Below are 25207 nucleotides of genomic sequence, written 5' to 3'. Positions count from 1 at the left end.
TTCCTTGTTGTCTGTCGTCAGAGTGTGGACTTGGCGATCACCTGCAGGCTCGTCTGCTCCAGCAGCCGGTTCATTTCGATGAACTGCGCGAAGCGTTTGTCCTGGGTCTGGCCGTGGTAGAAGCGGTAGTAGATCTGCTGGACGATGCCCGCCAGGCGGAACAGGCCATAGCAATAGTAGTAATCGAAGTTGTCCAGGCGGATGCCGGCGCGCTCGGCGTAGTAGTCGACGAACTGGCGGCGGGTGAGCATGCCGGGGGCGTTGCTCGGCTGGCGGCGCATCAGCTGCATCGGTGCCGGGTCGCTCGCCTCGATCCAGTAGGCCAGGCTGTTGCCCAGGTCCATCAGCGGGTCGCCGATAGTGGCCATTTCCCAGTCGAGCACGCCGATGATGCGCATCGGGTTGTCGGCGTCGAGGATGACGTTGTCGAAGCGATAGTCGTTGTGCACGATGCCCGGTCGCGGATGGTCGGCGGGCATCTTGTCACGCAGCCAGGCGATGACCTGCTCCCAGCGCGGCGCATCGGGTGTCAGGGCTTTCTCGTACCGGCTGGTCCAGCCTTCGATCTGGCGTTGCACATAGCCTTCCGGCTTGCCCAGATCGGCCAGGCCGCAGGCGTTGTAGTCAACCTGGTGCAGCTCGACCAGGCGGTCGATGAAACTTTTGCACAGCGCCTCGGTGCGCGTGGCATCCAGGCCCAGCTCGGCAGGAATGTCCGAGCGCAGGATGATGCCATTGACCCGCTCCATCACGTAGAACTCGCCGCCGATCAGGGTTTCGTCGGTGCAATGCACATACGCCTTGGGGCAGTACGGGAACCCTTCGTTGAGCTGGTTGAGGATGCGAAACTCGCGGCCCATGTCGTGGGCAGACTTGGCCTTCTGGCCGAAGGGCGGGCGACGCAGGACGAATTCGCGATCCGGGTAGGCGACCAGGTAGGTGAGGTTGGAGGCGCCGCCGGGGAACTGGCTGATGTTCGGCGTGCCGGCCAGGCCTGGGATATGGGCCTTGAGGTAAGGATCGATGACGGCCGCGTCGAGTTCTTCGCCGGGGCGTACCTGGGTGGACTGGTCGGTGAGCGTCATGCGTTTTCCTTATTTTCTAGCGCAAGGACTATTGGTTAATCTAATGATCTTGGTGCGCTGGGACAAGCGTGCCAGGTGTCATATAGGTGCGGGTGTTGCTGGCCGATCACTGCACCGAATGCTGCCTGCGGGGCAAAAAAAAACCGAAGCCGCTCAGGCTTCGGTTTTCTTGTCACTCGGCGTGCCCGTCACTCAGGAAGGGAACAGCTCGCTGAGTTTCATCGACAGCATCATGTCGCCTTCGACGCGCAGCTTGCCGCCCATGAAAGCCTGCATGCCGTCGGTTTCGCCGCTGACGATGCCCTTAAGGGTTTCGCTGTCCATGACGAGGGTGCAGTTGGCGTCCGGGTTTTCGCCTTCCTGCAGGTCGCAAGTGCCGTCCTTGACGATCAGGGCGTACTTCTTGTCTTCGTCGGTGATGTCGAAGCCGAACACCAGGTCCAGGCCGGCGGCAGCGGCGGGATTGAACTTTGCTTTCATCGCTTCGACGGCTTTAGCTACATCGCTCATGGTGTATTCCTTGTTAAGTAATTATTAGCGTCCGCAGGGACACAACAGGCCGGGCTCATCTATAGGTGATGAGTTCCGGCACCTTCAACAGCTGTACATGGGCTTGGCTGTTGAAGGAGGCCAGTGCCACGTCGCGGCCACGAAACCTGATGTGGCTGAGCGACGTGTTGATGATTTGCCAGTTCAGCGTAAACGCTTGGCCGGGGGTAATACCGGTAATCAGATGGAGCAGGGCGGCAATGGTACCGCCAGAGGTGAACACGGCAATGTTGTCGCCACTGCCAGCGCTGTCCAGCAGCCGTCGCAGGCCGGTGTCGACCCGGGCGGTGAACGCCTGCCAGGTCTCCAGGCCGTCGTCGGCATGATCCCCAGCGTGCCAGCGCTGCACCATCAGGGCGAACAGGCGCTGGAATTCGCTGCGGTTCTGCGCGCCATTGCGCAGAATGTGCCGGGCCTGAGGTTCATCGGTCAGCAGGGCAGGCAACAGCGCACGAATCACACCGTCGGCATCGAACTCGTTGAACGCCGGGTCGGTCTCAATCGGTGGTACCGCGCAGCCGTTGGCCTGTATCGCCTCCAGCGCGAGCCGGGCGGTGTCTTGCTGACGCCGCAGGCTGCCCGCCAGGCAACGGTCCAGACGCAGGCCAAGCTGTGCCAGATGTTCGCCCAGCGCCTGGCTCTGACGAATGCCCACGGGCGAGAGGACGTCATAGTCATCGGCGCCGAAGGAAGCTTGGCCATGTCGGATCAGGTAGAGGTTGCCCACGAAGGTGTCCGGCGGTTTGAAGTTGCTGCGAGGTTAGGATGCGCCACACGGGCTGTCAACGAAAAAGCATACAAGCGTTTGAAAAGGTTGTTTGAACTGTGTTGCCAGCCTTTGCCCCCGCTGGTAGCGCCATCAGAGCACCGGTATGCTTGCTACAGTTTCGCGCCGCACAGGCGCTGGTTTATAAGGAGTCAACGTGGAGTTTCTTGCCGAATACGCAAGCTTTCTCGCTAAAACCGCCACCCTGGTGATTGCCATCCTGGTGGTGTTGTCCGCCATTGCCGGTTTGCGCGGTAAAGGGCGGCGCAAGGCCGGTGGCCAACTGCAGGTCACCCGTCTCAACGAGTTCTATAAAGAGCTGCGCGAGCGACTGGAGTCTGGCTTGCTCGACAAGGCCCAGCTCAAGGCGTTGCGCAAGCAGCAGGCGAAGGCTGAAAAGCAGCAGAAGAAAGGCAAGGCCAAGGCCGAGGAAAAGAGCCGAGTGTTCGTGCTCGACTTCGATGGCGACATCAAGGCCTCCGCCACCGAAAGCCTGCGCAACGAGATCACCGCACTGCTGACCCTCGCCACCCCGCGTGACGAAGTGGTGCTGCGCCTGGAAAGCGGCGGCGGCCTGGTTCACAGCTACGGGCTGGCCGCTTCGCAGCTGGCGCGCATCCGTCAGGCTGGCATCCCGCTGACCGTGTGCATCGACAAGGTTGCCGCCAGTGGCGGTTACATGATGGCCTGTATTGGCGAGAAGATCGTCAGTGCGCCGTTTGCCGTATTGGGTTCGATCGGCGTGGTGGCGCAGCTGCCCAACGTCAATCGCCTGCTGAAGAAGCACGACATCGATTTCGAGGTGCTGACGGCGGGTGAATACAAGCGCACCCTGACCGTGTTCGGCGAGAACACCGAGAAGGGCCGGGAGAAGTTCCAGGAAGACCTGGACATCACCCATCAGTTGTTCAAGGACTTCGTCGCCCGCTACCGCCCACAGCTGCACATCGACGAGGTGGCCACCGGTGAGGTCTGGTTGGGCGTTGCCGCACTGAACCGCAAGCTGGTGGATGAATTGCAAACCAGTGATGAGTACCTCAGCGACCGCGCGCGCAACGCCAACCTGTTCCACCTGCACTATGCCGAACGCAAGAGTTTGCAGGAGCGTATCGGCATGGCGGCGAGTGGAACGGTGGAGAACACCTTGGTGGGTTTGTGGAGTAAACTCGGCCGCTTGCGCTAAACCCTTGAACCCCTTGAATATTTTTTTTGTGAAGGGGGTTGCAAGGTCTGCGGAATGCAGACATAATGCGCCCATCGAAACGCAGCGAACTTTGAAAAAGGTTCAGTGTTTCAAGGAGATAGCAAAGCGCAAGCAGCTAGATCCGACTTTGAGGCCGAGTAGCAAAGTGGTTATGCTCCGGATTGCAAATCCGTCTACGCCGGTTCGATTCCGACCTCGGCCTCCATTATTCGAAAGCCCCGCAGATTAACGTCTGCGGGGTTTTTCTTTGTGCGTTGAAAATGCCGATCATTTACGCATCTGACGCTGATTGCTGGGTAATGGACGAGACAAGCTGATCTGGGCGAACCAGGGCTTGCCAATACCTTTGCTATTCTGACCGGCAATCTCATTAACGCTGGAGTGTGTCCATGGGCTCTATCTTGTACAACTTGATTGCCTTCGCCATTTTTGTCCTGGATATCTGGGCGATTATCAATGTGGTGAGAAGCAATAGCGAAACCCTGAAGAAAGTACTCTGGGTAGCACTTGTTGCATTTCTTCCAGTGATTGGCCTGATCATCTGGGCTTTGGCTGGCCCTCGGGGCAACAGTCGTCTTGGTTCATCCCACTGATCAAAGCGGCTCGAATGAGCTGAAGCTGGTCAGAGTCAATACCCTCGGCCTTCACCATTAGAAAACCCCGCAGACTAACGTCTGCGGGGTTTTTCTTTATGGCGGGACCTAGCCGTGGCTCAGCGAGAGTTTGCTGATGATGCAGGTCGAGCCATCGTCAGCCGCAGTGGCGCTGGTGTAGTCGATCTGGTTGTACACGCCGCCGTGGAAATTCAGCACTGATGATCGCCACGAGCTATCCATCTCCAGCCGGCCCGACGACGCGGCATGGCCATTGCACTCGGCGGTGACAGTCAAGGCGCCCGAGGCAAGTACTCGGAGGGTTACCTTGAATTTCGCTCCGAGTGGCACACCTTTGAGCAGCGTCGTGTTCACCGGGTCCGGCTGGTTGAATGTCTTGCGAAACCCCAGGGTGATGTTCCCTTTGCTCCAGAGGACTTTCACGGGCGGACTGTCGTCGTCCTTCACGTGCAATTGCGAGATGACGACCTTCTGGGCGGAGTTGACCTTGGTGAGCGTCATCTCCTGCAAGTTGATGTGTTCATCGGCGCTCGCCAGCGACCAGTACACCGGCTCTTTCCATTCACACCGCGTGCGATGAGTGCTCTTGCTCGAAGCGCCCTTGGTGGGTGCTGTGAATTGAATGGACCCATCGGCCTGCACGGTCACGATGTCAGGAAGCTGCGCGATTGCCTCGGCCCCGCTGAGCTCCAGGGCGACGGGATTGGTGGCTGACGTGGGTACGGGGGTCGTAATCGTGAGGTCGTCGATGTTTACGGTCATGGTGTGAGTCTCCTGATAGAGATTATCGAGGTGGCAGGACTGGCTGCCTTGATGAGATGCGTGCTCCGCATCGTTCTCCCGGCCTCGCTACTGGCGACAGGGCGGTGGTGTTGCATCAGCGGTGATTCGTCGTTCCGGGTAATAACCTGTGTTATGGGATAAATCATAACTTAGGTTTTTGTCCTGTCAATAACCCAAGTTATAAATCAGGTCAGAAAAATGCCCGCGGGATGCGGGCATCGATCAAGCTTCCGTGAAGTCTCGCCAGCCTATGCGGATGCGCCCAGAGGCCAGGCGCTCAATTCGTACGCCATGCGTGTCTTCCAGGTCGGCAAGCAATCGCTGCCAGTCATCGAGCGTCTCGTCGGGGTTCGGTTCCACCTCGATGAATTGCCGCTTCTGGACATGCGGCGAAGCGATTGCCAGCTGTATGCGGTATCCGAGGCGCTCGAAGGAGCGAGAAGGTGAATGTGAGAAGGTGAGGGGCGGCATGTGCGAAAACTCCGTTTGCTGTACGCATATACAGTTATCCGTTATGTAGGAAACTATCAAGCAGCGCGCCTGTGTAAACATCGCTTACAGGTAAATTTTTCGAGCATTCATTTTTCATCGGACAAAAAAAGCCCGGCGTATGAGGCCGGGCTTCTCGGAGGGTAGGGGTTACAGCTTGATCATGGCTCTGACCACGACCCCAACAATACGACAACCTTCCATGCACATTTCCATGGGATATGCAGGGTTCAAAGGCTTCAGGAATCGCCTGCCGCCGTCCTCCACCAGCTTCTTGAAGGTCGCTTCGTTGCTGTCTGCCAGTTTTGCAATGACCAGTTTGCCTGGGTAGGCCTCGGCTTCGGTGTCCACCAGGATAAGCATACCTTCCGTGATACTGGTCCCGACCGGCGAGGTCATGGAGTCACCTTTCACTTCGAGCCAAAAGGCGGCGCCCTTGGAGTTGTAATCGGACATCTCGTATCGATCTGAAAACCCAGGCGGGAAGGGTTCGACTGCCTCAGCCCAAGCGCCTGCGGCAACCCAACTGATAACCGGGTAGCGGAACGACTCGGGTTGTACATCGGTCCCGGCAACGTTGCTTTCCGCCCGCGGCTGACCGTTCCCTGAGGCCAGCCACTCAGCCGTTACTCCCAGGGCTCTGGCGATTTCCAGCAGCTTCTTCGAGGTGGCATTTCTCCCACTCTCGAGGTGCTGGATGGTCACCTGGCTGACGCCTGCCTTGTCTGCCAGCTGCTGCTGGCTCAGGCCCAAAGCGGTGCGCCTTTCAAGGATACGGTCTTTGAGCATTTCGGGGGATTTGTTCATGGCTGCAAGGTTAAAACACGCGTTATAGGTGTTCAAGTGGCATGTATTTGCCATGATGATAACGCTGGTTATCGATGGTCACGCTTGGGCATGACTATCTCTTCGCCATCCTGTCAGGCAGGTGGAGAAACGTCAGGCAAAAAAAATCCGCCAGCAGGTGGCGGATAAAAAGAACGTTGGAGAGCAGGGCCAGTGTGCCCGTGTGCTTGTCGTGAGTTCGTGAAGGGCTTATTTCAAGCTTGAAACAGTCACTCTAGGGGGCAGCGGAATCATCGGACGAAATGCCGGTTAAAAAAAGCCCGCCAGGAAGGCGGGCAAGCGACGTTGAAGGGGAGAGCGTGTAGCGTGAGCGCTATCGGTTAACGCGTCATTAAACGCAGGCCATTGACCCTGGCCAACGATGCGCCTATACAGGCGTGCCAATTTCCCTGGAGCCGCCATGCACGACGAAGACGACCTGCACGAGCCTGAGCATGATCACCTGCTCGATCACGAATTCCTCTATGACGACCTGGAGCCGGAGGCGGATGCCCAGGGCGCCGAGGATGAGGTGGAGGAAGACGAAGCGCTGGATGACCTCGATGACGAGGATGATCATCCAGCCTGGCTTGACGACCCGGACGACTGATTCAGCGCCCGTCCAGCGAGAACCGCCCAGGGCCACTCACCGCCAGCAGCAGCAAGCCGCCGACGATGCTCAGGTTTTTCAAAAACTGGGTCAGGTTGGCGGCACGTTCCGGGTCGACCATGTTCCAGAAAGGATGGCCCAGCAGTGCCGTACCCAGCACGAACAACGCGAACAGGAAGGCCAGTGGTCGTGTGTAGAAACCCAGGATCAGCACGATGCCGACGAAGAACTCCATGATCACGGCAACCGCTGCAGCCACCGTGGGGGCAGGGGCACCCAGTGAGGTCATGTAGCCGACCGTGCCTTCGAAGCCGGTGAGCTTGGCCCAGCCAGACACGATGAACAGGATCATCAGCAGCACACGGGCGATGAGGATGATGATGTCGCGTTGGCCATCGAACAGGGAGTAGCGCATGGTGGCGTTCCAGTGGACGTAGACACGTTCCACTCTAGCAGGCGCGCGACGATTTTCCGGCGGGTATGAAAAAGGCGCCACCAGGGCGCCTTCATCGAAAAATGGTGCGAGTGGCGGGACTCGAACCCGCAAGGCTCACGCCGACAGATTTTAAGTCTGCTGTGTATACCAATTCCACCACACTCGCACGCTTGAAAGGGTCGAGACGACCGGCGCGCTTCTAGGCAGAAGGGCCTGACAATCAAGGGCGCTTTATAACCCATTGTTATAGTTGAGTCAACCGTAGCGCCTATGATCAAAGGAGTGAGGGCGTCACACAGAGGCATAATTGACACCATAGGTGTCATTACGCCACTGTTGCCCTTTCTTTTGGATCCAATGAGTGTGTAGCCATGCCGCCGGCTTCCCATCCCACTGACACCGGACGTCTCGTTCGCCCCCGCTGGTACTGGCGGGTGCTATTCGCCCATGTCTTGTTGCTGGGAGCCTTTCTCTACATCAGCCTGGCCTCGCTAGGGGGCTACCTGTTGATGCTCGGGTTTGCCGACGAGCACCCACAACCTCAACGGCTGATGGCCCTGGGTGGTGGCGGGGCGATCGTGCTGGTGTGCCTTTGGCTGCTGAATGTGGCGATGCCGCGGCGGGTCAGTCCGGTGCTGGTTGAACGTGAGCCTGGCTAAGCCTGCGCCGCACGCGCTGACCTCGGCGTGTATCTTTGGCTAAGCTCACTCTTTCCCTCCTGCTGTGCCTGTGGAGTTTGCATGGTTTCAGCTGACCGCCCCGACCACCCTGTCATGCTTGCCAACAGCTATGAGCGGTTGGTGCAGTCAGTGGTGGACTACGCCATCTACATGCTCGATACCACAGGCCGCGTGGTCTCCTGGAACGCCGGTGCCGAGCGCATCAAGGGCTACCGCGCCGAGGAAGTGGTCGGCAAGCATTTCTCGTTGTTCTTCACCCCTGAGGATTGCCTCGATGGCCGTCCCGAGCGACTGCTCAAGCAAGCCCTCGAACAGGGAGTGGCGCAGGACGAGGGCTGGCGGGTACGCAAGGATGGCACCCGGTTCTGGGCATTGGCGGCACTGGATGTCATCCGCGATGAGCAAGGGCAGGTCATCGGCCTGGCCAAGGTCACTCGCGACATCACTGACCGGCGCGAATCCGCCTTGCAGCTGGATGCCGTTCGCGCCCAGCTGTTCCAGGCGCAGAAGCTCGAGGCACTGGGTCAGCTGACCGGTGGGCTGGCCCACGACTTCAACAACTTGCTGACCATCATCATCAATTCGGCGCGGATGGCGAAGGAAAGCAAAGACCCGGTGCGCCAGCGACGCCTGATGGAGCACATCCTCGATGCGGGCCAGCGGGGCACTGAGCTGACCAAGCAGTTGCTGACATTCGCCCGTCATCGGCAGCTTGAAGTCACCCAGATCGCTCCCGCCGAATTGCTCGGGGCAACCCGGGGTTTGCTGGAGCATGCATTGCCCCGTGAGATCGTGCTGGAAGAGCACCTGCAACCTGACTTGCCGCTGATCGATGTGGATGTGGGCCAATTGCAGATGGTTTTGCTCAACCTGCTGTTCAATGCCCGCGATGCCATCGAAGGCCAGGGTACGATCCGCTTGGCGGTCAGCGCCGTCGAGCTCGCGGGCGAAGTTGAAGGTCTGTGCGGGGCTTACGTGTGCTTCGCGGTGGGCGACAGCGGTCCAGGCATCGAAGCGAAGGTGCTACCGCGTATCTTCGAACCGTTCTTCACCACCAAACCCTTTGGCAAGGGTACGGGCCTTGGGCTGAGCCAAGCCTACGGCTTTGCCAAGCAAAGCAATGGCGCCATCAATGTCCAAAGCGAAATGGGCAAGGGTACGTGCATGCGCCTGTACCTGCCGGCCTGCCGGCACAATTCGGATGGTCAACTCGACGGGTAGCCACCATGGCACAAGTACTCAAGCGGCTGGTGACGGGGATAGCGGGGCTCGATGCACTGCTCAAGGGCGGTCTGGTTGCGGGTGCTTCCTACATCATTCAAGGGCCACCTGGCGCCGGCAAGACCATTCTCGCCAACCAGTTGGCCTGTGGCCACGTACGCCAAGGCGGCCGGGTGCTGGTGGCGACCTTGCTCAGCGAGTCCCACGAGCGGCTGTTCCAGTACCTGGCGACCCTGGAGTTCTTCGACCCGGCGTTGGTCGGCGACCAGATTCAGTTCGTCAGCGCTTTCGACACCCTCGAACAGGAGGGGCTGGATGCGGTGGTCAAGCTGCTGCGCCAGGAAATCGCCCGGCAGCAGGCCAGCTTGCTGATCGTCGACGGCGTGCTCAATGCCCGGGTGCGTGCGGAAACCTCGTTGGACACCAAGAAGTTCGTCTCGGAGCTGCAAGGTCATGCGGCCTTTGCCGGGTGCACCTTGTTGCTGCTGACCAGCGCCCGGCTGGATGAGGGCAGCCCCGAACACACCATGGTCGATGGGGTGATCGAACTGGGCGAGCAGTTGGTCGGCAGCTGCGCCGTGCGCCATATCCAGCTGCGCAAGACGCGTGGCAGCGGGGCGCTGTCGGGGCGACACGAATGCTTGATCGACGAGGCCGGGATGCATGTCTATCCGCGTCTGGAAGCGCTCTACAGCCACCCCAGCCAACCAGGTTGCGCGAGCTTGAACCGGGTGACCACAGGCATCGACACACTCGACGAAATGCTCGGTGGCGGATTGGCCCGCAGCTCGACCAGCCTGTTGATGGGCCCTTCGGGGGTCGGCAAGACGTCTTTGGGCCTGGCCTTTCTGAGCGCCTCCAGCGTCGAGGCACCAGGCCTGCATTTCGGCTTTTACGAAACGCCCGATCGATTGCGCCTGAAGGCGACATCGCTGGGTTACGACTTCGCGGATCTGGAGCGACAAGGCGTCTTGCAGCTGTGCTGGCAACCGACCACCGAAGGCTTGCTCGACCAGGTCGGTGCGCGCTTGCTGGAGCAGGTCGATCGATTAGGCAGCAAGCGTGTGTTGATCGATAGCCTCGGTGCATTCAGCCGCCTCGCGGCGGACCCGGCACGGCTCAATGCCTTCTTCAGGGCGTTGACGGGGGAGCTGCGGGCGAGGGATGTCAGCGTCATGCTCACGTGGGAAATGCGCGATATCTTCGGTTCGGAAATCACCGCGCCAGCGCCGGATCTGTCGAGCATCGTCGACAACCTGATGCTCATGCGCTTTGTTGAACTGGACTCGCAACTGCAGCGCATGCTGTCGATTCTCAAGGTGCGCGACAGCCACCATGACCCGGCGCTGCACGCGTTGCATTTCAGCGCGCAGGGCATCAGCCTGCGCAAAGCGTTCGAGGGTGCCTGCGGCGTGCTCTCGGGTACCCCGGTGCCGCAAGGGAGTGGATGACGGGGTCGGCCGATGAATACCATCCTGATCGTCGATGACGAATACCTGATCGCCGATATCCTCGGCTTTGCCCTGGAGGACGAAGGCTTTCTGGTCGAGAAGGCGAGCAACGGGCGCAAGGCCCTGGAAGCGCTCAAGGAGAAGCGCGTGGAGCTGGTCATCACCGACTACATGATGCCCGTGCTCAACGGCGAGGAGCTGGTGTTGGCTATCCGCGAGGAGTTGGCGTTGTGCGACTTGCCGGTGATCCTCATGAGCGGCGCCCAGGCCAGCCAAGGACGTCCGGAGCTGTTCGCCGCGGTATTCGACAAGCCGTTCGACATGGACAAGATGATCGCCAAGGTGCGCGAATTGCTGGATACCTGACGCTCAGGTGGTGAGCAATATCAGCCTTTCGGTACGATCAAGCGCGTCCGTGCGACTTGTAGTTGACAGGTCAGTGCTGGTCGTCGTGCTTCTCTGGTGCTGGGTTGCCAGCCTGGATCCGTTTGAAGATTTCCTCACGGTGCACCTGAACATCCTTAGGTGCATCGATACCAATCCTCACCTGCATCCCTTTGACGCCCAGAATGGTGACTTTGATGTCATCGTTGATGACGATGCTTTCGCCAACCTTACGGGTGAGTATCAGCATGTAGTTCTCCTTGGTGATGTAGAAATCCGCCTGGCCAGTGCCGCAGCGGTGGGAGCCTGTCCCTCTTCCTTCTCATTAAAGACGCTTTCGGCGGATAGTAATTCCCCGAAATAGAAAATCTGTCGTGTGTCTTTAGTCGCAGGCGTCGATTCAGTGAGCTTTTGGTGGCTCGACGAAGGTGCTCGACGGCTAGGATAGGGGGGTTCGGCGCGTATGGGAAATTTCTCTGCATCATCGTTGAGATAGACGCATTCAATCATTGCCTGATTCCTCCAGGGCCTGCAGAAACAGCAGCAAGGCGACCTCTTCGGGGTCCAGGCCTTTGCGCACTCGCCGGCTGGGCAAAGCTGCCAGGCGCCCTTGAGCGTAATGCTCCAGCACCGCGGGATGAATGTAGCAGCGCCGGCATACCGCCGGCGTGTTGCCCAGCCGTGCGGCGACCTCCTTGACGATGTTGCTGACCTGGCGCTTGGCCTCGCTTTCCGGCTCCCAGGCCAGCGGCTTGAGCAGGCTCAGGGCCAGGCTGCTGCCAGCCCAGGTGCGGTAGTCCTTGGCGGTAAAGTCGGCGCCGGTCAGTTGCTGCAAGAACTGGTTGATCTCGCTGGAGCCAATGCTATGGCGCTGACCGTCTTCGTCCAGGTACTGGAACAGGGCTTGCCCTGGCAGTTCCATGCAGCGTTTGAGCAGGTTCGCCAGGCGCCGGTCGCGCAGCGTGACATTGTGCTCCACGCCGCGCTTGCCGCGGAACTGGAACCGAATGGTGCTGCCCTCTACCTTGACGTGGCGATTGCGCAGCGTCGTCAGGCCGTATGACTTGTTGTCGCGCAGGTAGCGCGGGTTACCGATGCGGATCAGCGTGTGATCCAGCAGGCTGACCACCAGCGCCATGACTTTTTCCCGGTCCAGCCCTGGGCGGGCCAGGTGCAGTTGCAGTTGCGCGCGAAGCTTGGGCAGGGCCTGGGCGAAGGCCAGCATGCGCCCGTACTTGTGCTGGTCACGCAGTTCGCGCCACTGCGCGTGATAGCGATACTGCTTGCGCCCCCGGGCATCGAGGCCGGTGGCCTGCAGATGGCCTTGCGGGTCGGCGCAGATCCACACATCCGTATAGGCCGGCGGAATCACCAGGGCGGCGATGCGCGCCAGTGTCTCGCTGTCGCGCACACGCTGGCCTTGCGCGTCGAGGTAGATGAAGCGCTCGCGCCAGCGGCGCCGGCTGAGGCCGGGCTGGCTGTCGTCCACGTAGTGCAGGCTGGGTGGCAAGGGGCAGTCGAGCATCGGCGGCAAGCCTCGATCAGGTCACTGATCAATGGACAACAGCCGTGCGACCGATGCTCAGCCCAGCAGTGCCACCGACTTTATCTGCGCGTACAAGGCCTGGCCCGGATGCAGGCCAAGTTGGTCGGCCGAGAAGCGCGTGATGCGCGCCAGCAGGGCGTTGCCACCGGCGTCCAGGCTCACCAGCACATGGGCTGGGTTGTCTGCCGGGCGGGCTTCGCGCACCCGTACCGGCAAGCGGTTGAGGATGCTTGAGGTGCTGTCGGCCGTCAGCGCGAGGCTCACGTCGCGGGCCTGGACCTTGACGCGCAGGGTGCTGCCCATGCTGTGGGCCGGATGGGCGATGCGCAGTACAGGCCCGGCGCTGCCGGGTAGGCGCAGGTCGAGCAGGTCGTAGTGCGGGTCGTGACCGACCACCATCCCCTCGAACACCACGCCGGCGTCCTCGCCCTGGGCCAGCGACAGGTCGAGGCGTGCCAGGGTTTCGCCGATCGGCCCGCTGGCCATCGCCTGACCTTGCTCCAGCAACACCAGGTGGTCGGCCAGCCGCGCCACTTCGTCCTGGGCATGGCTGACATACACCAGCGGGATGTCCAACTCGTCGTGCAGGCGTTCCAGATAGGGCAGGATCTCGCGTTTGCGTGGCCCGTCGAGCGCGGCCAGGGGTTCGTCCATCAACAGCAGGCGCGGGCTGCTGAGCAGCGCGCGAGCGATCCCCACGCGCTGCGCCTCGCCCCCGGACAAGGTCGCTGGCCGGCGATCGAGCAGGTGGCCGATGCCCAGCAGTTGGCAGGCCTGGTCGAGACCCACCTTGCGCTCGCGGGCGGCGATGCGGCGCCAGCCGAATTCCAGGTTGCCGCGCACCGACAGGTGCGGGAACAGGCTGGCTTCCTGGAACACATAGCCCACGGGGCGCAGGTGGGGCGCCTGGAAGTAGCCGCGGGCGCTGTCTTCCCAGACCTCGCCATTGACTTCGATATAAGCCTTGGCCGCCCGTTCCAGCCCGGCCAGGCAGCGCAACACCGAGGTCTTGCCGGAGCCTGAGTGGCCAAACAGTGCGCTGATGCCGCGCCCGGGCAGTTGCAGGTCGACATCCAGGGTGAAGTCGTCGCGCGCCAGTTGCAGGCGCGCCACAATCGATCCGCTCATTTCAGCTCCAGCCAGCTTTGCCGCGGCGCCCAGCGTACAGCAGGAGCAGCACCAGGAACGAGAACACCAGCATGGCACCGGCCAGCCAGTGGGCTTGTGAATACTCCATGGCTTCGACGTGATCGAAGATCTGCACCGAAACCACGCGGGTCTTGTCGGGGATATTGCCACCGATCATCAGCACCACCCCGAACTCGCCCACGGTGTGGGCAAAACCAAGGATGCTGGCCGTGACGAAGCCGGGACGGGCCAGCGGCAACACCACATGGACGAAGGTGTCCCAGGGGCTGGCGCGCAGCGTTGCGGCCACTTCCAGCGGGCGTTGGCCGATGGCGGTGAAGGCATTTTGCAAGGGTTGCACCACGAAGGGCATGGAATACACCGTCGAGCCAATCACCAGGCCGCTGAAGCTGAATACCACGCTGCCCAGGCCCAGCGCCTGGGTAGCCTGGCCAATCCAGCCATGCGGGCCGAGGGCGAGCAGCAGGTAGAAGCCGATCACCGTCGGCGGCAGCACCAGCGGCAGGGCTACCACCGCGCCCACCGGCCCGCGCAGCCAGGAGCGCGTGCGCGCCAGCCACCAGGCGATGGGCGTGCCGACGAGCAGCAGGATCAGGGTGGTCAGGCTGGCCAGTTTGAGGGTCAGCCATACCGCCCCCAGGTCACTGGCGTCGAGTGGCATCAGAGCTCATAACCGTAGGATTTGATCACCGCAGCGGCTTTCGGCCCTTTCAGGTAATCCACCAGCGCCTTGGCAGCCGGGTTGTCCTTGCCTTTGTTGAGGATGACCGCGTCCTGGCGAATTGGCTCGTGCATGTCAGCCGGTACGATCCAGGCCGAACCGTTCTCGACCTTACCGTCCTTGTAGATCTGCGACAGGGCGACGAAGCCCAGTTCGGCGTTGCCGGTGGAGACGAACTGGAAGGCTTGGGTGATGTTCTGACCTTCGACGATCTTGCCTTTGGTGGCCTCGGTCAGTTTCAGCTTGTCCAGCACCTGGGTGGCGGCCAGGCCGTAGGGCGCGGCTTTGGGGTTGGCGATGGACAGGTGCTGGAAGTCGTTCTTCTTCAATACCTCGCCTTTGCTGTCGACGTAGCCCGATTTTGGCGACCACAGCGCCAGGGTGCCAATGGCGTAGGTGAAGCGCGAGTTGGGGACGATTTCCTTTTCCTGCTCCAGTTTTGCCGGAGTGCTGTCGTCGGCGGCGAGGAACACTTCGAACGGCGCGCCGTTCTTGATCTGGGCGTAGAACTGCCCGGTAGCGCCATAGGCGGCGACCAGCTTGTGACCGGTGTCTTTCTCGAAATCCTTGGCAATGGCCTGGATCGGCGCGGTGAAGTTGGCAGCGACCGCGACCTGGACCTCGTCGGCCCAGGCGCTGTTGAGGGTGATCAGGCTGGCAAGGGCAGTGGTGGCCAGGTGGGACAGGCGGATGCGCATGAACAACTCCTAGGGATGGGTATCGTTATGGTGTGAACTATATAGCGATAGGCCATTTTTCGGGAAGGGGTTGAAGAAGAGAGGGCGTGCCGATGACAGCGGCTTGCCGAATCGCGCGCCGCCACAGGCCAGAGGCTTTACCGCTTGAGCAGCGCCAGGGCCTGCTCGGCAATCGTTCGGGTCAGCTGTTCGGCGGGCATCGCTTTGCCCAGGCGCAGCGCCTGCCCCGACCACAGGTTGCTGAAGTCGCTATTGCCTTGCGGTTCGGTGATCGCCCGTAGCGGCATCAGCGCGCCACCGGCCAATGGAAAACGCGGTGCCAGGTCACTCATCGGCCCCAGCTCGCGCATGATGCGGGTGTTGATGCCCCGTGCCGGACGCCCAGTGAACAGGTTGGTCAGCGCCGTGTCGCTGGCCGGTGCGCTGTCCAGCGCGCGGCGGTGTGCGGTAGCAACCTTGGCTTCCGGGCAGAACAGGTAGGCGGTGCCGAGCTGCACCGCGCTGGCGCCCAGGGCCAGGGCTGCGACCAGGCCGCGATGATCGCCTATGCCGCCCGCAGCGATGACTGGCAGGCGCACTGCATCGGCGATCTGCGGTACCAGTGCGAAGGTGCCGATCTGGCTGGTGATGTCGTCGCTGAGGAACATGCCGCGATGCCCCCCGGCTTCGTAACCCATGGCGATGATCGCATCGCAGCCATGGGCTTCGAGCCAGACCGCTTCTTCCACCGTGGTGGCGCTGGACAGCACCTTGGCGCCCGCCGCCTTGACGCGCTGCAGCAGCGCGGGCTCAGGCAAGCCGAAGTGAAAGCTCACCACTTCCGGGCGCAGCTGCTCCACCAACTGGCAGCCTTGCTCATCGAAGGGCGCACGGTTGGAGACCGGGGTGGGCGCCTCGAAGTCGGCACCGACTTCCTGGTAGTAAGGTTTGAGCGCTTGCTTCCAGCGCGCGGCGCGTTCAGGGTCTGGAGCCGGCAGCTGGTGGCAGAAGAAGTTGAGGTTCAGCGGCCGCCCCGGGCAGGCGGCGCGAAAGGCTTCGATCTCGTCGCGTGTCTGCTCGCCGGTGAGCATGGCGCAGGGCAGGGCGCCCAGCCCGCCGGCGTTGGCCACCGCGATGGCCATGGCCGAGCCGCTGGCACCGGCCATGGGCGCTTGCAGCATGGGCAGCTCGATGCCCAACAGATCGAGGATACGACGGTCGGGCCAGTTGCTCATGCGGTTCTCCTTGCGCGCAGTGTGGGGATTACAGGGCCTTGCTGACCTGGATGTCGCTGATCTTGTCGGCGTCCTCGCCGTGGATCTTGCGCAGGGCGTCGAGCGCCTGCTCTTGCGATGCATCGGGCATCACGGCGAAATCCCAGCGGCGCTGGCCGTCGAGCTTGTACTTGATGACGTATTTGGTCTGGGTCATGGCGGGCGTTATCCGAGTTTCGACGAAGAGCGACGGATGATCTTGATCTTGTGGGTCAAGGTTGGCTTGCGCGTTACCGAGATCGGGCGGGTCGTCACGGTGTCGATGGTGATGTTCCAGAAGCCGGTGCTGGGCACGGTGATCTTGGCCGGGAAGCGCTCGAAGTGGCCACCGTGATAGGTGTGCCGGCCGCCATTCTTGAAACTGCGGAAGTTGGCGTCGTTCATCAGGCGGATGTTGCAGCGCTGGGAACACTCGATGACGACAATGTCGTCCTCGTTCAAGTGCTCGCGCTGGTGTACGAATTTCATGGGGTGCTCCGCAAAGTCTGGTTCTGCAAACGCGAACGATACCACGATGTCGCGATTGGCTGGCGCACCGGTTGAACTGCGTGCAGATAAATCTGCCAAAGCCGGGAGCAAAAACGTCTGGCCGTTGTCAGAGCGAATTCTTGACAGCAGAGGTGCGGTAAATGAAGTGGATGGTAGCGGCGTTGGCCTTGGCGTTGGGGGGCTGTGTCAGTGTTTCTGAACTGGAACGATCCCACGAAACCCTGGATGTGATCTCCGGCAAGTCGCCGCGCGCGTATGCCGACTGCGTCAAGGAGCACCTGGCAGATAGCCGTGATCCTCTGGTGGAAGAGCCGCGTGACGACGGCCTGCGCCTGATCGTGCCGCAGAAACTCACGGCCGGCAGCGGGCCGGCTGCGCTGGTGGACATCGACAAGCGCGGCAGCGGCAGCAGCATCACGCTGCACGAGCGGTTGAACAATTTCCCGTTGCGCCTGGGTGACGTGCGCACGGCCGCGACCCAATGCATTTCCGGTAGTTGACCTGGGGCAAATGATGCGCGCTTAGCCGGCCCTTGGTCGGCGCGGGCGTTGTTGCGAATTCCCCTACGGGGCTAATATCCATTTGCTTATGTTTTTTAAGCTTAAGCTTATAACAAAAGAAATGGAGTTTCGTGATGACCCCGATGAGTCGCGTCGTGATCAGCAGCTTGCTGATCCTGGCCTGGCCCGCGGCGCATGCCGCCGATGGCCAGAAGATCTTCACCCAGGGCGGGGCCAACCCCGCCGCCATGGCTTGCCTGGGCTGCCACGGCCCAGACGGCAAAGGTATCGCCGCTGCTGGGTTCCCACGCTTGGCTGGCCTGCCGGCCGGTTACCTGAGCAAGCAATTGCATGACTGGCGCAATGGCACGCGCAAGCAGCCGGTGATGGAGCCGCTGGCCAAGGCCCTGACCGAGGATGAAATCCAGGCGGTCAGCACCTACCTCGCCAGCCTCCCGAGCGACCCCGCGCCGGACGAGCGCCGGCAACAGATCGCCGATAACCCGACCGCACGCTTGGCGCTGTACGGCGACTGGAGCCGGCAGATACCCGGTTGCGTGCAATGCCATGGCCCCGGTGGCAGTGGCGTAGGTGATCACTTTCCGCCGCTGGCCGGACAACCCGCGCCGTACCTGATCGCGCAACTCAATGGCTGGCGCGATGGCAGCCGCAGCAACGACCCCAACCAGCTGATGGTCGGCGTGGCCAAGGCCATGACCGATGCCGAGGTCAAGGCGATTGCCGAATACTTCGCCACGCCCACCCCTGCGGAGGTCAAGCCATGAGAGCGCTGATGCCAACCCTGTTGCTTGCCGCCATCGGCAATGCATTTGCCTCGCCTATCGCCATGGAAGACCAGTCCCAACTGAAGGTCCCAGGTGCCCAGGCAACCCCGCAATTCGTGCCGCCCGCCGAAAGCGAGCTGCCGGACAACGCCTTCGGCAAGATGGTGCGTGAAGGCCATGCGCTGTTTGTCGATACCCGTCGGTTGATGCCCGAGGCCGTCGGCAACGGCCTCAATTGCAGCAACTGCCACCTCGACCAGGGGCGTCAGGCGCATTCCGCGCCGATGTGGGGCGCGTACCCGATGTATCCGGCGTATCGCAAGAAAAATGACAAGGTCAACACCTATGCCGAGCGCATCCAGGGGTGCTTCCAGTTCAGCATGAACGGCAAGCCGCCGGCGGCGGACAGCCCTCAGATGACCGCGTTGTCGGTCTATGCCTACTGGCTGTCGAGCAAAGCCCCCACCGGTGTGGAGATTGCCGGCCGCGGTTATCCCGATGTGCCTCAACCCAAGGGCGGTTACGACTTCAAGCGGGGCCAGCAGGTCTACAACGAGCAATGCGCCATTTGTCACGGGGACAACGGGGAAGGCCAGAAAGTGGCCGATGACTACGTGATGCCACCGTTGTGGGGCAAGGACTCCTATAACTGGGGCGCGGGTATGCACCGCATCAACACGGCGGCGTCGTTCATCAAGTACAACATGCCGCTGGGCAAGCCGGGGAGCTTGAGCGACCAGCAGGCCTGGGACGTGGCCGCCTGGATCAATCGCCATGAGCGGCCCCAGGACCCTCGCCTGGTGGAAGGCTCGATCGAGAAGACCCGGGTGAAGTTTCACGCCAACGACGGCGTCAACCTGTATGGCCAGCAAGTCGAGGGTGTGTTGATCGGGCGTGGAACCGGTAGTTGAGGGGTTGCCGTGCCATCACACCGAGCAGCGCGGCCCCCTGCCAAGGCACGGGCTGCGCCTGCTGGCAACCTCTGTCGGGCGTTAATTTCACGTTCCGCCGGAACTATCTACACTGGGCTGTCTCTATGTTGGCACCGGTCGGCCACAGGCGGGGGCATTGTAAGGTGACTGCCGCCTGATTAGACTGCGCCGAACTCCACAGGCCCAGCCTTTGTTTAAGGACGTATATGATCAAGAAATGCTTGTTCCCGGCAGCCGGTTACGGCACCCGCTTCCTGCCTGCTACCAAAGCCATGCCCAAGGAAATGCTGCCAGTGGTCAACAAGCCACTGATCCAGTATGGCGTGGAAGAGGCGCTGGACGCCGGCCTGAACGAGATCTCCATCGTCACCGGCCGTGGTAAACGCGCGCTGGAAGACCACTTCGACATCAGCTACGAGCTGGAAAACCAGATCAAGGGCACCGACAAGGAAAAATACCTGGTCGGCATCCGTCGCCTGCTGAACGAGTGCTCGTTCTCCTACACCCGTCAGACCGAAATGAAAGGCCTGGGCCACGCTATTCTGACCGGTCAGCCGCTGATCGGTGACGAACCGTTCGCCGTGGTGCTGGCAGATGACCTGTGCGTCAACCCGGAAGGCGACGGCGTGCTGACCCAGATGGTCAAGCTGTACAACCAGTTCCGCTGCTCGATCATCGCCATCCAGGAAGTCGATCCGCAGGAAACCAACAAGTACGGCGTCATTGCCGGCGACATGATCCGCGACGACATCTTCCGTGTGACCAACATGGTCGAGAAACCGGCCCCGGAAGACGCGCCGTCGAACCTGGCGATCATCGGCCGTTACATCCTGACTCCGGATATCTTCGATATCATCAAGAACACCCCGCCGGGCAAAGGTGGCGAGATCCAGATCACCGACGCACTGATGCAGCAGGCACAGAACGGCTGCGTGATTGCCTACAAGTTCAAGGGCAAGCGCTTCGACTGCGGTGGTGCGGAAGGCTACATCGACGCCACCAACTTCTGCTTCGAGAACTACTACAAGACCGGCAAGGCGTACTGATTCGCCACGGCAGGTTGAAAAAGCCACCCCTCGGGGTGGCTTTTTTGTTTGCAGGCGCCAACGGCGGTATGCTGAGCGCCAGCCAAGGAGACTGAATACATGGCCTACGATTTTGATTTGTTCGTGATTGGCGCCGGTTCCGGCGGTGTGCGTGCGGCGCGTTTCGCTGCGGGATTTGGTGCGAAAGTGGCGGTGGCCGAGAGCCGCTACCTGGGTGGCACTTGCGTCAACGTCGGCTGCGTGCCGAAGAAGCTGCTGGTGTATGGCGCCCATGTTGCCGATGAGCTGGAGCAGGCTGCCGGCTTCGGCTGGACCCTCGAAGAAGGGCATTTCGACTGGGGCACGCTGATCGCCAACAAGAACCGCGAGATCGAACGCCTCAATGGCATCTATCGCAACTTGCTGGTCAACAGCGGCGTGACCTTGCTGCAAGGCCATGCGCGTATCACCGGGGCCAACGAAGTGGAGGTGGACGGCAAACGCTACAGCGCCGAGCACATCCTCATCGCCACCGGGGGCTGGCCGCAGGTGCCGGACATTCCGGGCAAGGAGCTGGCCATCACCTCCAACGAGGCCTTCTACCTGAAGGATCTGCCACGTCGGGTGCTGGTGGTGGGCGGTGGCTATATCGCAGTCGAGTTCGCCGGCATCTTCCAGGGGCTGGGCGCTGCGACCACCTTGCTGTACCGCGGCGACCTGTTCCTGCGCGGCTTTGACGGCTCGGTTCGCACCCACTTGAAGGAAGAACTGGAGAAACGCGGCCTGGACCTGCAGTTCAATGCCGACATCCAGCGCATCGACAAGCTCGACGACGGCAGCCTCAAGGCCACCCTCAAGGATGGCCGCGAGCTGTTGGCCGACTGCGTGTTCTATGCCACCGGCCGACGACCGATGCTCGACGACCTGGGCCTGGAAAACACCGGCGTGGAGCTGGACGAGCGCGGCTTCATCCGGGTCGACGACCAGTACCAGACCACCGCGCCGTCGATCCTCGCCATTGGCGATGTGATCGGCCGTGTGCAGCTCACCCCGGTAGCCCTGGCCGAAGGCATGGCCGTGGCGCGCCGGTTGTTCAAGCCCGAGCAGTACCGCCCGGTGGACTACCAGAACATCCCCACGGCGGTGTTCAGCCAGCCACCGATCGGCACCGTGGGCTTGACCGAGGAGCAGGCGTTGCAGGCCGGGCACAAGGTGCAGATCTTCGAAAGCCGCTTCCGCGCGATGAAGCTGACCCTCACCGACATTCAGGAGAAGACCCTGATGAAGCTGGTGGTGGATGCCGAGACCGACAAGGTGCTGGGCTGCCACATGGTCGGGCCGGATGCGGGTGAGATCGTCCAGGGCCTGGGCGTGGCCCTCAAGGCCGGTGCGACCAAGCAGCAGTTCGACGAAACCATTGGCGTGCACCCGACGGCGGCGGAAGAGTTCGTCACCATGCGGACCGTTACGCGCTGATTGTGTTTCTGTAGGAGCGGCCTTGTGTCGCGAAAGGGCCGCGCAGCGGCCCCAGGATGTCTAAGTCACCACATGACCTGCTGGGGCTGCTTCGCAGCCCTTTCGCGACACAAGGCCGCTCCTACACCCCCCGCAATCCTTTGCTCAGCGCAATCCCTTCTATTAATAAACCTCGGTTATAGCCAAAACCAATCGCGAGCATGAGGTTTACCAATGAGCCTTTATGGCGACCAGCGGTTAGGATTCTCTCCATCAAATGTTTCCAACCCCATGAAGGAGCGTCTCTCATGCCTATCATCAACAGCCAAGTCAAACCGTTCAACGCCACCGCCTTCCACAACGGCGAATTCGTTCAGGTAAGCGAAGCCGACCTGAAGGGCAAGTGGTCCGTCGTGTTCTTCTACCCGGCCGACTTCACCTTCGTCTGCCCGACCGAGTTGGGTGACCTTGCTGACAACTACGCCGAATTCCAGAAGCTGGGCGTGGAAATCTACGGTGTGTCGACCGACACCCACTTCACCCACAAAGCCTGGCACGACACCTCGGACACCATCGGCAAGATCAAGTACCCGCTGATCGGTGACCCGACCCACGTCATCTCGCGCAACTTCGACGTGCTGATCGAAGAAGCCGGCCTGGCCGATCGCGGTACCTTCGTGATCAACCCGGAAGGCCAGATCAAGATCGTTGAAATCAACGACGGTGGTGTAGGCCGTGACGCCAGCGAGCTGCTGCGCAAGGTCAAGGCTGCCCAGTACGTGGCTGCCCACCCAGGCGAGGTCTGCCCGGCCAAGTGGAAAGAAGGCGAAGCCACCCTGGCTCCATCGCTGGACCTGGTCGGCAAGATCTAAGACCGTGCGCCACTCGTGGGCGGTGAGCAGCCGCCAAAGCTGAAGGACTTACCGCCCCGTCAAACGCCCGGGCGACTCTGCCTGGGCGTTTTTGTATCTGAAGTTTGAAAAAAAGGAATCGCCCGTATGTTGGACGCCACGCTTAAATCGCAACTGAAAACCTACCTGGAGCGGGTCACCCAGCCGATCGAGATCGTTGCTTCCCTCGACGACGGCGCGAAGTCCCGCGAATTGCACGACCTGCTGGTGGAAATCGCCGGCCTGTCGAACCTCATTACCCTGCGCGCGGATGGTGATGACGCCCGTCGTCCATCGTTCTCGCTCAATCGCCCTGGGGCTGCCCTTGATGGCAACAGCATCAGCCTACGCTTTGCCGGTATCCCCATGGGCCATGAATTCACCTCTCTGGTGCTGGCGCTGCTGCAAGTCGGCGGCCACCCGTCCAAGGCCAGCAGCGAGGTGATCGAGCAGATCCAGGCGCTGGAAGGCGAATTCACCTTCGAAACTTACTTCTCGCTTTCGTGCCAGAACTGCCCGGACGTGGTCCAGGCGCTGAACCTGATGGCGGTGCTCAACCCCAACGTGCGCCACGTGGCCATCGACGGTGCGCTGTTCCAGGATGAAGTCGAGTCACGCAAGATCATGGCGGTGCCGAGCATCTACCTGAACGGCGAAGTGTTCGGCCAGGGTCGCATGGGCCTGGAAGAGATCCTCGGCAAGATCGACACCAACGCCGGCGCCCGCCAGGCCGAGAAGATCAACGCCAAGGACGCCTTCGACGTGCTGGTGGTCGGCGGTGGCCCCGCTGGCGCCTCGGCAGCCATCTACGCTGCGCGTAAAGGCATCCGTACCGGTGTTGCTGCCGAACGCTTCGGCGGGCAGGTGCTCGATACCCTGGCCATCGAGAACTTCATCTCGGTGCAGGAAACCGAAGGGCCGAAGCTGGCCACGGCGCTGGAAGAGCACGTCAAGCAGTACGACGTCGACATCATGAACCTGCAGCGCGGCGAAGCGCTGATTCCGGCCACCGATGGCGGCCTGCATGAAGTACGCCTGGCCGGCGGTGCCTCGCTCAAGGCCAAGACCGTGATCCTGGCTACCGGTGCCCGCTGGCGGGAAATGAACGTGCCGGGCGAGCAGGAGTACCGCGCCCGGGGCGTGGCCTACTGCCCACACTGCGACGGTCCGCTGTTCAAGGGCAAGCGTGTGGCGGTGATCGGCGGCGGCAACTCCGGCGTGGAAGCGGCCATCGACCTGGCCGGTATCGTTGCCCAGGTGACGCTGATCGAGTTCGACAGCCAGCTGCGCGCCGATGCGGTGTTGCAACGCAAGCTGCACAGCCTGCCCAACGTCAAGGTGATCACCAGCGCGCTGACCACCGAAGTGGTTGGCAATGGCGAGAAAGTGACGGGGTTGCGCTACAAGGACCGTACCACTGACGAGGTGCATGACCTGGCGCTGGAAGGCATCTTCGTGCAGATCGGCCTGCTGCCGAACACTGATTGGCTCAAGGGCACGGTCGAGCTGTCGCCACGCGGCGAGATCATTGTCGATGCCAAGGGCGCGACCAATATCCCTGGCGTGTTTGCCGCGGGTGACGTGACCACGGTGCCGTACAAGCAGATCGTCATTGCCGTGGGCGAGGGTGCCAAGGCATCGTTGGCAGCCTTTGACCACCTGATTCGGACTTCGGCGCCGGCGTAAGTCTGCACGGGCCCCATCGCCGGCTTGCCGGCGATGGGGCCCGTAAAGCCTCAGGATGTCTATGATTACTGCACAAGACACCCTCAGGAATCTCACCCATGACCCTGATCAGCCGCGAACCCTGGTGGCTAGTGCCCCCCAAGCCCGGGCAAAAGGAGCAGGACCTGCACTGGGGCTACCTCGAGATCTACGCCGACGGCCGCACCGTATTCGTCGACCAGCGCCCCAGTGATCGGGAGCTGGCCGCGCGCAAGAGCTGTCGCAACTTCCCCGAGCCGGATCACTGAGCGGCTCAACCTTCCAGTTCGGCCAGGCGCGCTTCCAGTGCTGCGATGCGTGCTTCCAGGGCCTCGATCCGTTCTTCCGAAACGCTGCTGCCGCTGCTGCGCGCGCCGCCTTCCTGTTGCCGCGCGGCAAGGATCGCCTCGATTTGGGCCGGGTCGCCCAGCGCGTGGCAGTAGCGGTCTTCGCGCTGGCCGGCCTGACGCGGCAGGTGTAAGGCCAGGCCGCGCGAAATCAGGCGCTCCAGTTGGTGCTGGATCTGTTCGGTGTCGTCGAAGTCGTGCAGGCGGTTGCTGCGGGTCAGCAGCTCGTTGAGGGTTTGCGGACCGCGCAGGAACATCAAGCCCATGAGCACCAGCTGTGCCGGTACCAGCTCCAGGGCCTTGTCCACCCGCTGTTCCCAGCGGTCGGCACGGCTGCCCATCTGCAGGCGGGTCATCTGCTGGCCTTCGAGGGCGCGCAGGGCCTGGCCAACCTGGCCTTGGCTGAGGTTCATGACGGGCTCGCGGCTGGTTTTCTGGTTGCAGGCCAGGACCAGGGCATTGAGGGTCAGCGGGTAGCTTTCCGGGCTGGTGGCTTGCTTTTCGATCAGCGAGCCGAGAATACGGATCTCGATGCTGCTGAAGCGGCCTTGGCCTGCGGTTTCGTGTTCTGACATGGCCCTGTCTCATTGCTGGGGAAAGGCCACTAGCGTAGGTA

General features: G+C 61.6%; 31 protein-coding genes and 2 tRNA genes. 16 read left to right on the top strand and 17 right to left on the bottom strand.

The genetic code is table 11. From position 1 onward, the window contains the following. Nucleotides 1-17: 17 nt before the first annotated feature. From ACIPZG_RS21150 to ACIPZG_RS21140, 3 genes are all read right to left on the bottom strand, one after another. On the bottom strand, nucleotides 18-1085 hold the full coding sequence (locus ACIPZG_RS21150; RefSeq protein WP_400716600.1) for a phosphotransferase family protein: 1068 nt from the start codon (nucleotides 1083-1085) through the stop codon (nucleotides 18-20). Nucleotides 1086-1277: 192 nt separating this feature from the next. Next, the gene (locus ACIPZG_RS21145; protein WP_400716598.1) at nucleotides 1278-1595 is read right to left on the bottom strand and encodes an SCP2 sterol-binding domain-containing protein; all 318 of its coding nucleotides are present in this window, start codon (nucleotides 1593-1595) and stop codon (nucleotides 1278-1280) included. 55 nt (nucleotides 1596-1650) lie between these two features. Beyond that, complete coding sequence (locus tag ACIPZG_RS21140) at nucleotides 1651-2361, bottom strand: histidine phosphatase family protein (protein ID WP_400716596.1); 711 nt, start codon at nucleotides 2359-2361, stop codon at nucleotides 1651-1653. Between the two features lie 196 nt (nucleotides 2362-2557). Here ACIPZG_RS21140 and sohB point away from each other — a divergent pair, with 196 nt between their 5' ends. The 3 genes from sohB to ACIPZG_RS21125 all read left to right on the top strand — a co-directional run bounded on the left by sohB (nucleotide 2558) and on the right by ACIPZG_RS21125 (nucleotide 4197). Beyond that, nucleotides 2558-3583: a protease SohB gene (gene sohB, locus ACIPZG_RS21135; RefSeq protein WP_008089377.1), complete on the top strand. Its 1026-nt coding sequence runs from the start codon at nucleotides 2558-2560 to the stop codon at nucleotides 3581-3583. A 152-nt stretch (nucleotides 3584-3735) separates the two neighbouring features. After that, nucleotides 3736-3809: transfer RNA gene (locus ACIPZG_RS21130), tRNA-Cys, on the top strand. 184 nt (nucleotides 3810-3993) lie between these two features. Beyond that, nucleotides 3994-4197 (top strand): PLD nuclease N-terminal domain-containing protein, encoded by a 204-nt coding sequence (locus ACIPZG_RS21125; protein WP_400716594.1) that lies wholly within the window; start codon nucleotides 3994-3996, stop codon nucleotides 4195-4197. Nucleotides 4198-4305: 108 nt separating this feature from the next. On the opposite strand, the gene ACIPZG_RS21120 is transcribed toward ACIPZG_RS21125, so the two are convergent. The 3 genes from ACIPZG_RS21120 to ACIPZG_RS21110 all read right to left on the bottom strand — a co-directional run bounded on the left by ACIPZG_RS21120 (nucleotide 4306) and on the right by ACIPZG_RS21110 (nucleotide 6351). Beyond that, nucleotides 4306-4980: a polysaccharide lyase family 7 protein gene (locus ACIPZG_RS21120; protein WP_400716592.1), complete on the bottom strand. Its 675-nt coding sequence runs from the start codon at nucleotides 4978-4980 to the stop codon at nucleotides 4306-4308. 243 nt (nucleotides 4981-5223) lie between these two features. Next, the gene (locus tag ACIPZG_RS21115) at nucleotides 5224-5472 is read right to left on the bottom strand and encodes a DUF1654 domain-containing protein (protein ID WP_400716590.1); all 249 of its coding nucleotides are present in this window, start codon (nucleotides 5470-5472) and stop codon (nucleotides 5224-5226) included. Nucleotides 5473-5640: 168 nt separating this feature from the next. After that, nucleotides 5641-6351: a LexA family protein gene (locus tag ACIPZG_RS21110; protein WP_400716588.1), complete on the bottom strand. Its 711-nt coding sequence runs from the start codon at nucleotides 6349-6351 to the stop codon at nucleotides 5641-5643. Nucleotides 6352-6736: 385 nt separating this feature from the next. Between ACIPZG_RS21110 and ACIPZG_RS21105 the strand changes: the two genes are divergently transcribed. Further along, nucleotides 6737-6925 (top strand): hypothetical protein, encoded by a 189-nt coding sequence (locus ACIPZG_RS21105; protein ID WP_400716586.1) that lies wholly within the window; start codon nucleotides 6737-6739, stop codon nucleotides 6923-6925. Between the two features lies 1 nt (nucleotide 6926). Here the strand turns inward: ACIPZG_RS21105 and ACIPZG_RS21100 are convergent, their stop codons facing one another. Beyond that, nucleotides 6927-7340, bottom strand: coding sequence for a DoxX family protein (locus ACIPZG_RS21100; RefSeq protein ID WP_400716585.1), 414 nt, complete (start codon nucleotides 7338-7340; stop codon nucleotides 6927-6929). 102 nt (nucleotides 7341-7442) lie between these two features. After that, nucleotides 7443-7527, bottom strand: a tRNA-Leu gene (locus ACIPZG_RS21095). A 205-nt stretch (nucleotides 7528-7732) separates the two neighbouring features. On the opposite strand from ACIPZG_RS21095, the gene ACIPZG_RS21090 reads away from it, so the two are divergent. From ACIPZG_RS21090 to ACIPZG_RS21075, 4 genes are all read left to right on the top strand, one after another. Next, complete coding sequence (locus ACIPZG_RS21090; RefSeq protein ID WP_400716583.1) at nucleotides 7733-8020, top strand: hypothetical protein; 288 nt, start codon at nucleotides 7733-7735, stop codon at nucleotides 8018-8020. A gap of 81 nt (nucleotides 8021-8101) precedes the next feature. Continuing rightward, a complete protein-coding gene (locus ACIPZG_RS21085; protein ID WP_400716581.1) occupies nucleotides 8102-9262 on the top strand; it encodes a nitrogen regulation protein NR(II) in 1161 nt (386 codons plus the stop codon). Nucleotides 9263-9267: 5 nt separating this feature from the next. Then, complete coding sequence (locus ACIPZG_RS21080; protein ID WP_400716579.1) at nucleotides 9268-10713, top strand: ATPase domain-containing protein; 1446 nt, start codon at nucleotides 9268-9270, stop codon at nucleotides 10711-10713. Between the two features lie 12 nt (nucleotides 10714-10725). After that, entirely contained in the window at nucleotides 10726-11079 is a 354-nt protein-coding gene (locus ACIPZG_RS21075; protein ID WP_400642504.1) for a response regulator, read from the top strand. 70 nt (nucleotides 11080-11149) lie between these two features. On the opposite strand, the gene csrA is transcribed toward ACIPZG_RS21075, so the two are convergent. From csrA to ACIPZG_RS21035, 8 genes are all read right to left on the bottom strand, one after another. Next, nucleotides 11150-11347: a carbon storage regulator CsrA gene (gene csrA, locus ACIPZG_RS21070; protein WP_008089330.1), complete on the bottom strand. Its 198-nt coding sequence runs from the start codon at nucleotides 11345-11347 to the stop codon at nucleotides 11150-11152. A gap of 252 nt (nucleotides 11348-11599) precedes the next feature. Continuing rightward, complete coding sequence (locus tag ACIPZG_RS21065; RefSeq protein ID WP_400716577.1) at nucleotides 11600-12622, bottom strand: DNA topoisomerase IB; 1023 nt, start codon at nucleotides 12620-12622, stop codon at nucleotides 11600-11602. Nucleotides 12623-12679: 57 nt separating this feature from the next. Beyond that, nucleotides 12680-13771 carry a molybdenum ABC transporter ATP-binding protein gene (modC, locus tag ACIPZG_RS21060; RefSeq protein ID WP_400716575.1) on the bottom strand — a complete coding sequence of 364 codons (1092 nt, stop codon included), beginning with the start codon at nucleotides 13769-13771 and terminating at the stop codon, nucleotides 12680-12682. A gap of 1 nt (nucleotide 13772) precedes the next feature. Beyond that, entirely contained in the window at nucleotides 13773-14453 is a 681-nt protein-coding gene (modB, locus tag ACIPZG_RS21055) for a molybdate ABC transporter permease subunit (protein ID WP_008089326.1), read from the bottom strand. Continuing rightward, complete coding sequence (gene modA / locus ACIPZG_RS21050) at nucleotides 14453-15211, bottom strand: molybdate ABC transporter substrate-binding protein (protein ID WP_400716573.1); 759 nt, start codon at nucleotides 15209-15211, stop codon at nucleotides 14453-14455. The genes modB and modA overlap by 1 nt, the downstream gene beginning before the upstream one ends. A 137-nt stretch (nucleotides 15212-15348) precedes the next feature. After that, the gene (locus ACIPZG_RS21045; RefSeq protein ID WP_400716571.1) at nucleotides 15349-16425 is read right to left on the bottom strand and encodes an NAD(P)H-dependent flavin oxidoreductase; all 1077 of its coding nucleotides are present in this window, start codon (nucleotides 16423-16425) and stop codon (nucleotides 15349-15351) included. 28 nt (nucleotides 16426-16453) lie between these two features. Then, nucleotides 16454-16621: a hypothetical protein gene (locus ACIPZG_RS21040; protein WP_008090280.1), complete on the bottom strand. Its 168-nt coding sequence runs from the start codon at nucleotides 16619-16621 to the stop codon at nucleotides 16454-16456. Between the two features lie 8 nt (nucleotides 16622-16629). Then, entirely contained in the window at nucleotides 16630-16932 is a 303-nt protein-coding gene (locus ACIPZG_RS21035) for a DUF1883 domain-containing protein (protein ID WP_008090281.1), read from the bottom strand. A 161-nt stretch (nucleotides 16933-17093) separates the two neighbouring features. Between ACIPZG_RS21035 and ACIPZG_RS21030 the strand changes: the two genes are divergently transcribed. From ACIPZG_RS21030 to ACIPZG_RS20995, 8 genes are all read left to right on the top strand, one after another. Beyond that, nucleotides 17094-17453, top strand: a complete 360-nt coding sequence (locus ACIPZG_RS21030) for a hypothetical protein (RefSeq protein ID WP_400716569.1) — start codon at nucleotides 17094-17096, stop codon at nucleotides 17451-17453. Nucleotides 17454-17587: 134 nt separating this feature from the next. Then, entirely contained in the window at nucleotides 17588-18238 is a 651-nt protein-coding gene (locus tag ACIPZG_RS21025; RefSeq protein WP_400716567.1) for a c-type cytochrome, read from the top strand. Beyond that, the gene (locus tag ACIPZG_RS21020) at nucleotides 18235-19149 is read left to right on the top strand and encodes a c-type cytochrome (protein WP_400642511.1); all 915 of its coding nucleotides are present in this window, start codon (nucleotides 18235-18237) and stop codon (nucleotides 19147-19149) included. Before ACIPZG_RS21025 ends, ACIPZG_RS21020 begins: the two co-directional genes overlap by 4 nt. 227 nt (nucleotides 19150-19376) lie before the next feature. Then, nucleotides 19377-20216, top strand: a complete 840-nt coding sequence (gene galU / locus ACIPZG_RS21015; RefSeq protein ID WP_400642512.1) for a UTP--glucose-1-phosphate uridylyltransferase GalU — start codon at nucleotides 19377-19379, stop codon at nucleotides 20214-20216. 99 nt (nucleotides 20217-20315) lie between these two features. Continuing rightward, nucleotides 20316-21671, top strand: a complete 1356-nt coding sequence (gorA, locus tag ACIPZG_RS21010) for a glutathione-disulfide reductase (RefSeq protein ID WP_400716565.1) — start codon at nucleotides 20316-20318, stop codon at nucleotides 21669-21671. Nucleotides 21672-21958: 287 nt separating this feature from the next. Next, nucleotides 21959-22522 (top strand): alkyl hydroperoxide reductase subunit C, encoded by a 564-nt coding sequence (gene ahpC, locus ACIPZG_RS21005; RefSeq protein ID WP_008090543.1) that lies wholly within the window; start codon nucleotides 21959-21961, stop codon nucleotides 22520-22522. Between the two features lie 126 nt (nucleotides 22523-22648). Next, nucleotides 22649-24226 carry an alkyl hydroperoxide reductase subunit F gene (ahpF, locus tag ACIPZG_RS21000; RefSeq protein WP_400716563.1) on the top strand — a complete coding sequence of 526 codons (1578 nt, stop codon included), beginning with the start codon at nucleotides 22649-22651 and terminating at the stop codon, nucleotides 24224-24226. Between the two features lie 98 nt (nucleotides 24227-24324). Next, entirely contained in the window at nucleotides 24325-24513 is a 189-nt protein-coding gene (locus tag ACIPZG_RS20995) for a hypothetical protein (protein ID WP_400642515.1), read from the top strand. Between the two features lie 5 nt (nucleotides 24514-24518). Here ACIPZG_RS20995 and ACIPZG_RS20990 read toward each other — a convergent pair whose 3' ends face one another. Next, entirely contained in the window at nucleotides 24519-25166 is a 648-nt protein-coding gene (locus ACIPZG_RS20990) for a YceH family protein (RefSeq protein ID WP_400716561.1), read from the bottom strand. Nucleotides 25167-25207: the final 41 nt, after the last annotated feature.

The sequence above is a fragment of the Pseudomonas sp. NPDC089395 genome (assembly GCF_044749525.1).
In the GTDB taxonomy this organism is placed as follows: Bacteria; Pseudomonadota; Gammaproteobacteria; order Pseudomonadales; family Pseudomonadaceae; genus Aquipseudomonas.
Note: the sequence above shows the minus strand (reverse complement) of the source record. Positions and strands in the feature narration are given on the sequence as shown.

Coding starts and splice junctions, on each gene's coding strand:
- ACIPZG_RS21150 (WP_400716600.1), bottom strand. CDS start 1,085: ATGACGCTCACCGACCAGTCCACCCAGGTACGCCCCGGCGAAGAACTC.
- ACIPZG_RS21145 (WP_400716598.1), bottom strand. CDS start 1,595: ATGAGCGATGTAGCTAAAGCCGTCGAAGCGATGAAAGCAAAGTTCAAT.
- ACIPZG_RS21125 (WP_400716594.1), top strand. CDS start 3,994: ATGGGCTCTATCTTGTACAACTTGATTGCCTTCGCCATTTTTGTCCTG.
- ACIPZG_RS21120 (WP_400716592.1), bottom strand. CDS start 4,980: ATGACCGTAAACATCGACGACCTCACGATTACGACCCCCGTACCCACG.
- ACIPZG_RS21115 (WP_400716590.1), bottom strand. CDS start 5,472: ATGCCGCCCCTCACCTTCTCACATTCACCTTCTCGCTCCTTCGAGCGC.
- ACIPZG_RS21110 (WP_400716588.1), bottom strand. CDS start 6,351: ATGGCAAATACATGCCACTTGAACACCTATAACGCGTGTTTTAACCTT.
- ACIPZG_RS21105 (WP_400716586.1), top strand. CDS start 6,737: ATGCACGACGAAGACGACCTGCACGAGCCTGAGCATGATCACCTGCTC.
- ACIPZG_RS21100 (WP_400716585.1), bottom strand. CDS start 7,340: ATGCGCTACTCCCTGTTCGATGGCCAACGCGACATCATCATCCTCATC.
- ACIPZG_RS21090 (WP_400716583.1), top strand. CDS start 7,733: ATGCCGCCGGCTTCCCATCCCACTGACACCGGACGTCTCGTTCGCCCC.
- ACIPZG_RS21085 (WP_400716581.1), top strand. CDS start 8,102: ATGGTTTCAGCTGACCGCCCCGACCACCCTGTCATGCTTGCCAACAGC.
- ACIPZG_RS21080 (WP_400716579.1), top strand. CDS start 9,268: ATGGCACAAGTACTCAAGCGGCTGGTGACGGGGATAGCGGGGCTCGAT.
- ACIPZG_RS21075 (WP_400642504.1), top strand. CDS start 10,726: ATGAATACCATCCTGATCGTCGATGACGAATACCTGATCGCCGATATC.
- csrA (WP_008089330.1), bottom strand. CDS start 11,347: ATGCTGATACTCACCCGTAAGGTTGGCGAAAGCATCGTCATCAACGAT.
- ACIPZG_RS21065 (WP_400716577.1), bottom strand. CDS start 12,622: ATGCTCGACTGCCCCTTGCCACCCAGCCTGCACTACGTGGACGACAGC.
- modC (WP_400716575.1), bottom strand. CDS start 13,771: ATGAGCGGATCGATTGTGGCGCGCCTGCAACTGGCGCGCGACGACTTC.
- modB (WP_008089326.1), bottom strand. CDS start 14,453: ATGCCACTCGACGCCAGTGACCTGGGGGCGGTATGGCTGACCCTCAAA.
- modA (WP_400716573.1), bottom strand. CDS start 15,211: ATGCGCATCCGCCTGTCCCACCTGGCCACCACTGCCCTTGCCAGCCTG.
- ACIPZG_RS21045 (WP_400716571.1), bottom strand. CDS start 16,425: ATGAGCAACTGGCCCGACCGTCGTATCCTCGATCTGTTGGGCATCGAG.
- ACIPZG_RS21040 (WP_008090280.1), bottom strand. CDS start 16,621: ATGACCCAGACCAAATACGTCATCAAGTACAAGCTCGACGGCCAGCGC.
- ACIPZG_RS21035 (WP_008090281.1), bottom strand. CDS start 16,932: ATGAAATTCGTACACCAGCGCGAGCACTTGAACGAGGACGACATTGTC.
- ACIPZG_RS21030 (WP_400716569.1), top strand. CDS start 17,094: ATGAAGTGGATGGTAGCGGCGTTGGCCTTGGCGTTGGGGGGCTGTGTC.
- ACIPZG_RS21025 (WP_400716567.1), top strand. CDS start 17,588: ATGACCCCGATGAGTCGCGTCGTGATCAGCAGCTTGCTGATCCTGGCC.
- ACIPZG_RS21020 (WP_400642511.1), top strand. CDS start 18,235: ATGAGAGCGCTGATGCCAACCCTGTTGCTTGCCGCCATCGGCAATGCA.
- galU (WP_400642512.1), top strand. CDS start 19,377: ATGATCAAGAAATGCTTGTTCCCGGCAGCCGGTTACGGCACCCGCTTC.
- gorA (WP_400716565.1), top strand. CDS start 20,316: ATGGCCTACGATTTTGATTTGTTCGTGATTGGCGCCGGTTCCGGCGGT.
- ahpC (WP_008090543.1), top strand. CDS start 21,959: ATGCCTATCATCAACAGCCAAGTCAAACCGTTCAACGCCACCGCCTTC.
- ahpF (WP_400716563.1), top strand. CDS start 22,649: ATGTTGGACGCCACGCTTAAATCGCAACTGAAAACCTACCTGGAGCGG.
- ACIPZG_RS20995 (WP_400642515.1), top strand. CDS start 24,325: ATGACCCTGATCAGCCGCGAACCCTGGTGGCTAGTGCCCCCCAAGCCC.
- ACIPZG_RS20990 (WP_400716561.1), bottom strand. CDS start 25,166: ATGTCAGAACACGAAACCGCAGGCCAAGGCCGCTTCAGCAGCATCGAG.